This is a genomic window from Chryseobacterium sp. CFS15 (assembly GCF_031118795.1).
Taxonomy (GTDB): Bacteria; Bacteroidota; Bacteroidia; order Flavobacteriales; family Weeksellaceae; genus Chryseobacterium; species Chryseobacterium indoltheticum.
The window spans coordinates 54,085-60,467 of the sequence record NZ_JAVHYL010000017.1 but is presented as its reverse complement, the minus strand read 5'-3'; the positions used below and the strand labels follow the sequence as shown (position 1 = coordinate 60,467).

Sequence of the window (6,383 nt, the reverse complement as noted above, 5' to 3'; positions counted from 1 at the left end):
AACGACAGCGGTTACGAATATTGCATGTAACGGCGGATCAACAGGAGCTATCAACTTAACACCAACAGGTGGATCAGCGCCTTACACGTTCAACTGGGGCGGAGGAATCACCACAGAAGATCGTACAGGATTATCTGCTGGAACTTATACGGTAACGATTACTGATGCCAACGGATGTACAGGAACAGTAACGGCAACAGTGACTCAGCCAACGGCAATGAGTGCAACGGTTTCACAGACAAATGTTTCATGTAACAGTGGCTCAAACGGAACGGCAGGAATTGTTGTAACGGGAGGAACAGCACCATATACATACGCATGGTCTCCAAGTGGTGGAACAGCAGCAACGGCTACAGGATTATTAGCAGGAACGTATACGGTAACAGTAACAGATGCTAATGCATGTACAATAACAAGAACGGTAACGATTACTCAGCCGACTGCAATTTCGGGCACGACAGTAGTTACGAATATTGCATGTAACGGCGGATCGACAGGAGCTATCAACTTAACACCAACAGGTGGATCGGTACCTTATACGTTTAACTGGGGCGGAGGAATCACCACAGAAGATCGTACAGGATTATCAGCAGGAACTTACACCGTAACAATTACAGATGCTAACGGATGTACAGGAACAGTAACAGCAACAGTAACTCAGCCAACAGCAATGAGTGCCACGGTTTCACAAACGAATGTTTCATGTAACAGTGGAAGTAACGGAACCGCAGGAATTGTTGTAACAGGCGGAACAGCACCTTATACCTATTCATGGTCTCCAAGTGGAGGAACTGCAGCAACTGCAACGGGATTATTGGCAGGAACGTATACCGTAACGGTAACAGATGCTAATGCATGTACGATAACAAGAACGGTAACGATTACTCAGCCGACAGCAATTTCAGGTACCACAGTGGTTACGAATATTGCATGTAACGGCGGATCAACAGGAGCTATCAACTTAACACCAACAGGTGGATCAGCACCTTACACGTTCAACTGGGGAGGAGGAATCACCACAGAAGACCGCACGGGATTATCAGCTGGAACTTACACCGTAACAATTACAGATTCCAACGGATGTACAGGAACAGTAACTGCAACGGTAACTCAGTCGAGTGCAGTTGCAGCTCCGACTGGTGCAGCAACGCAAAGCTTTAATGCAGGAGATACTTTGAGTGCTTTGGTAGTTACCGGGCAGAACATTAAATGGTATGCTTCAGCTATAGATGCTGCTAACCATACAGGAAGTTTACCAACAACCACGGTGATTGTAAATAATACAACTTATTATGCAACTCAAACGGTGGGAGTTTGTGAATCGACAGTTTCATTGGCAGTTCTAGCTTACAATGCGAGTTTAAGTGTAGGTAACGCTACAAAACCAAAATCAGAGATGCAAATCTATCCTAATCCGGTAATGGACATCCTTAACATAAGTGGAGAGGAGAAAATTACAAAATTAGCTATTTACTCTGCAGATGGTAGAAAAGTTACCGAGAAAACATTATCGAAAAATGAAAGAAGCATTAATGTTCATTCATTAGTTCAGGGTGTTTACTTGATTCAGGTATTTACCAAAGATGATGTAAAAACATTTAAGTTTATAAAAAGATAAATTTAATTATTAATTAATCTCATAACTTAATGATCAGCCAGTAGCAATTAATTGCTGCTGGCTTTTTTTTAAATAGGCTCAGGAAAAATCAAATAAACATTAAAAGATACATTGGAATATCCATCATATTTTTTACGAAATGCTTTGTAAAATCTATATAGTTTTTAAAATTAATAAAGTAAAAAAATAATCTCCAACAAATATAGAGGAAGCGAAATGCTTGAAATATTTATCAATATAAAAACTGAAATTAGTTTAGGTTCGATAGCAGGAAATTAGTCAAGCAATCAAGAAAAGAAGAGAAGAAAATTACATTTTGCTAACTTCATTTATTCTAAATCAATCATTGATTGCAGAAAATTATTATCGGAATAAATTTTTCTGTAAATTTATTCAAGACTTGTAGAATTAAAAGTCCTGGGTTTTTAAAATTTAGGTCTGATATTTGTAAGGCTATACCAGACTGAATGAACTATTATATTTATGAAAAAACTAACTTTGAAAAAATCAATATTTTACACCTTATTATTTGCATTAAGCCTTGCTTCCTGTAAAAAAGAAGAGGCGGTAGATCAAAATCAGCAACAAACCTCAACTGCAGAGGATATTGCAAAAAGTACAGCCGATCCCGATTCTATAAAAACAAAACCTGTAGAAGAATCTGCCCCGCCAATGATGCAGGAGAACGGATTTTACAATGCATTTGCGATCCCCAAAGATAAAAAGCTAAGAGATTCTCTGTATGCAGTTTTCAGTAAAAAATATACTGAAAGAGAGCGTTATGCAATTTTAGCATTAAACCGATTAGATTCTAAAAGCAAATGGAATTCTGATACATTGGTGGTTCCTGCAAAAATAGATACTACTTTAATGGCATATTCCCCTTTCCCGATGCAGCTTGATGTGTTGAGCGATGTGAAAAAGTTTGTCATCTTTTCATATCCTATTCAGGCGTATGGAGTGTATTCAAATGGTGCTTTAGTAAAATGGGGGCCTACAAGTATGGGTAAAAAATCGGCTCAGACCGACAGAGGCCTGATGTTTGCCAATTGGAAAAAGAAACTTGCCATTTCAACTGTAAAAAGCGAATGGAAACTTCCTTATAATTTTAATATTCATAATACACACGGAATAGGATGGCATCAATATGATCTTCCGGGTTATCCTGCATCACATTCTTGTCTGAGATTATTGATGAAAGATGCAATCTGGTTATATAACTACGCCGATACATGGATTTTAAATCCGGGTGGAGCGACCACAAAGGCGAAAGGAACACCGGTAATGGTTTTCGGAGATTACGGCTGGGGAAAAAGAAAGCCTTGGAGAAATCTTCTGAACGATCCCAATGCCAACAATATTTCTGTTGAAGAAATGACAAAACTGATTCAGCCGAACGTTGAAAAAATGATTTTCGAACAGACTAATCGTGAAAAAGTAGCCGATTCTATAAAATTGGCTAAAGCTACACCAGCGCCTGTTCAGGAAACAGAATTTTCGGAAAACTAAACGATTTTTTCGAATTTTAAAGTAGACTCCTCCGCAAATTTGCGGAGTTTTTTCATTTCAGATTTAGCCTTACTTTGTCCGAATCTTGCTGCTGCATAAGTAACGGCAATAAAGAAAAGCATTACAAATGAAGCATGCAGAGCCCACGGATATTCGTGGCTGTTGATTTGGTTTTCTACATAATACATCGTGAAAAAAGTCATCCACGAAATTGAAAACAGGAAATAAAGAAACATAAAAAATGTCCAGACTGCAGAACTGGGACCAAAAACGCCTCTTATAACCGTAACTTCTTCATCAAGCTCGGTTCGGAGGGCTAAACAAGGTTTCCAATAATTATCATCTTTGGTTAAAACAGAAATGGTTGCAACCTCGGTGTTTACATTACCTGTAAACTCGTCCTGATGCTCAGCCAAATATTTTTTCAGATTTTCGGCATACGTTTCCTTACTGAGATGCGTATACATTTTAAATCTCGGGCGGGTTCTTATTTTATCTAAAGTTGTTTCTTTTGTTTCCATATTATTCTTGATAGGGAATTGGGTCTTCTAAGGTAAAAGAAAATTTCAGTTCCAGACCTTTTCTGTTTACAGTGATATAAATAGTTTTTCCTTCATCAGATTTCATCATTTCCATAATTTTATTGAGCGTCATCTCAGAAGTTTTTTTACCATTGATAATGATCAGTTGGTCATCTTTTTTCAAACCGGCTTTACCTGCAGGAGAATCTTTTCGTACGCCGGCTATTGAAAACAATGGTTTTAAAATAAATTTATACTGAAGATTACTATTGTATGTTTGAATATCACCTGATGTAGATTTTTCATTTAGCGTTCTGAAAGTTAAATAATCTTTTTCCCATTGCAGCCCGTCTTGCTTAAAATCGAGCCCGCTCATATTAAAATGAAAAGGGTCTTGATATCGATTATTTTTTCGAAGATAGATCTTTTCGTTTTTATAATCAAAAGCAACAGTGAATCTACTCATAATTTCTCCACCGATGGAGCCTTTTCTGTCTTTGGCTAAATTAAGATGCTGAATAGAAAACTCATCGGGCATTGCAGTCAACGGTTTTTCAAACTTAAAATTTCCGAGATGAAGCTGATGAATTCTGCTTCTTTTCCCATAAATATCACCATTAAACCCTCTTCCTAAAAAGTCTTCAATATTGGGTCTGTTGTACACAAAGTCTTTTATTAAAGTAGGAAATAGCCAGATTGCATCACTATTCCCAATATCGATAAGCATTTTCGACGGTTTTTTTTCGCTGGTCATTTCTACATCAGCAAAAATATAAGGTTTGTTTTTTTCAATTGAAATGGTGAATTCTTCAAATTTTTTAATTTTCTTTTCAAATAGTTTGCGGTCTTTGAAAACGGTAATTTTTTTTGAACTGTAATCTATAATGATCGGGTAGTCTTTAAAAAAATGATATCCCATAAATCCGTTCACAGGAATTCCGATGTGTGAGGAAATATTGAATTCCTCATCTTGGATAATGTAGAGCATCAGAGAATCATTAACGAAGTTTTTACCAATTTTACCGGTATTGAGATCAGATTTAAAACCTTCAATACTTCTGTTGCCACCCAGCCCGGAAAACTTCATTTTTTCCATCTGGCTTAGCTTTATTTCTTTATCTTCAAGACTGAAAATTGTGTTTTCTGTTACACCGCTATCAAGCATAAACGTGAGCTCGGCTCCATTGATATTGATCGGAATGAAGATTAAATTATTGATTAATTTAAAAGGAATAACGACTTTACTTCCGTTTTTAATTTCAAACCTGTTCTGTGCATTCATCAAAATGCCCAATAGTACGATTGATATTAAAAACCTAAATTTCATTCATTGAAATTAGTGAAATATATGATATGGTACAAAAAAAACATTCTTCAGGAAGAATGTTTGGTATTTTGAGAATCGTTAATTGTTATTTTGAGAAAAATTCCATCAAATCGATATAGTTTTTTTGATTGACACCATGGCCGCTCATATATTCTCTGAATGTAAAGTAACAGCTAAGATCATACAGAAGATCTGCAGCTTTTCTTCCCCATTCCATAGGGATAATGGCATCATCTGTACCATGAGAAACAAAGAAACGAAGATTTTCTAGTTTCTTTTTATCTTTCACAATATCAGTAAGTAATTTTTCTTCCGGATAGGTACTCAGACAGGCTACATAGTTGAAAAGATCGGGATATTTTAAAGCTAAACTGTAACACAAAATTCCACCTTGGCTAAAGCCGCAGAGATGGGTTTTATTTCTGGTAAGGCCATATTTGTTGGTAATTGCCATGATGTTTTCTAAAACACTTTCGAGAACTTCTTTTGCCTGATCGAGATCAATAAATTGTTCAGGATTGTTGAAATCGATATCAAACCAAGAATATCCTTCAAACTGAGTGGGTTTTGGAGCTCTGAAGCTCACAATAATCCAGTCTGCAGGAAGACTTTCTCTGAAGCTGAAAAGATCTTGCTCATTGCTGCCATAACCGTGAAGCATGAAAAGAATGGGGGTAATCGAACTAATGTTTTCGGGTTCTCTTACGATGTAATCTAAATTCATCTTGCAAAGATAATAATATTGAGATTTTAAATTAATATTTTAAACCGAAAAGCTTGTAAAGTATCAAATATGGTAAAGAATCTCTATCCTAAAAGGTACGCGGAGTCTTTTGTTGATTTGATATTATTTGGAAATATATGTTGGAAAATTTTCATAATAATTATTTTTATATTGATAAAAAACCTATATTTGAACCATTAAAAAATCTATTTGGAGAAATGAAGCAATTTTACAAATCAAAAAATTTACTTAGACTTTCATTTTTAGCAGTGATATTATTTTCAGCAGCTTCTGTTTTTAATTCTTGTAAAGATGATGATGACGAAGACCAGTTTCAGGATCACTTGGTACAGTTTGAAGCAAAAATTATTAATGGTGGTACAGCTCCCACTCCTCCTGTTAGTACTTTCAAAACGATTATTACGCAGGTAGGAACAAAACAGGAAACCTTGTATGATTCTCCTGGTTTGGTCTGGACAAGCGGTGAGTTTTTTGTAAACTCCAGCCAGTCACAATTAAATTTAGCTGCCAATGCCAACCTTTTAAATGCTGATTCTAAACTGATCATATCAATCTATATAGATGGTGAGGTTGCAGAAACAGACACTATACAAGGAAGCGGAACCAAAGAAGTTGCGGTAGCACACAGTTTCCTAGAATTATAATTAATATTAATTTTATTAT

6 protein-coding genes are annotated in these 6,383 nt (G+C 36.1%); 3 read left to right on the top strand and 3 right to left on the bottom strand.

Annotated features, from left to right (window positions below):
- The coding region (locus OH814_RS19665; RefSeq protein ID WP_308829333.1) for a T9SS type A sorting domain-containing protein at nucleotides 1–1,618 on the top strand (1,618 nt) is incomplete at its 5' end.
- A 483-nt stretch (nucleotides 1,619–2,101) separates the two neighbouring features.
- Nucleotides 2,102–3,127, top strand: a complete 1,026-nt coding sequence (locus OH814_RS19660; protein WP_076562712.1) for a L,D-transpeptidase — start codon at nucleotides 2,102–2,104, stop codon at nucleotides 3,125–3,127.
- On the opposite strand, the gene OH814_RS19655 is transcribed toward OH814_RS19660, so the two are convergent.
- The 3 genes from OH814_RS19655 to OH814_RS19645 form a co-directional block, all read right to left on the bottom strand.
- The gene (locus OH814_RS19655; protein WP_308829332.1) at nucleotides 3,124–3,648 is read right to left on the bottom strand and encodes a hypothetical protein; all 525 of its coding nucleotides are present in this window, start codon (nucleotides 3,646–3,648) and stop codon (nucleotides 3,124–3,126) included. The two genes, OH814_RS19660 and OH814_RS19655, sit on opposite strands and share 4 nt — an antisense overlap.
- A 1-nt stretch (nucleotide 3,649) precedes the next feature.
- Nucleotides 3,650–4,975 carry an aspartyl protease family protein gene (locus OH814_RS19650; protein ID WP_123887049.1) on the bottom strand — a complete coding sequence of 442 codons (1,326 nt, stop codon included), beginning with the start codon at nucleotides 4,973–4,975 and terminating at the stop codon, nucleotides 3,650–3,652.
- A gap of 85 nt (nucleotides 4,976–5,060) precedes the next feature.
- A complete protein-coding gene (locus tag OH814_RS19645) occupies nucleotides 5,061–5,699 on the bottom strand; it encodes an alpha/beta hydrolase (protein ID WP_076562718.1) in 639 nt (212 codons plus the stop codon).
- A 218-nt stretch (nucleotides 5,700–5,917) separates the two neighbouring features.
- Between OH814_RS19645 and OH814_RS19640 the strand changes: the two genes are divergently transcribed.
- A complete protein-coding gene (locus tag OH814_RS19640; protein WP_076562828.1) occupies nucleotides 5,918–6,364 on the top strand; it encodes a hypothetical protein in 447 nt (148 codons plus the stop codon).
- Nucleotides 6,365–6,383: the final 19 nt, after the last annotated feature.

Coding starts and splice junctions, on each gene's coding strand:
- OH814_RS19660 (WP_076562712.1), top strand. CDS start 2,102: ATGAAAAAACTAACTTTGAAAAAATCAATATTTTACACCTTATTATTT.
- OH814_RS19655 (WP_308829332.1), bottom strand. CDS start 3,648: ATGGAAACAAAAGAAACAACTTTAGATAAAATAAGAACCCGCCCGAGA.
- OH814_RS19650 (WP_123887049.1), bottom strand. CDS start 4,975: ATGAAATTTAGGTTTTTAATATCAATCGTACTATTGGGCATTTTGATG.
- OH814_RS19645 (WP_076562718.1), bottom strand. CDS start 5,699: ATGAATTTAGATTACATCGTAAGAGAACCCGAAAACATTAGTTCGATT.
- OH814_RS19640 (WP_076562828.1), top strand. CDS start 5,918: ATGAAGCAATTTTACAAATCAAAAAATTTACTTAGACTTTCATTTTTA.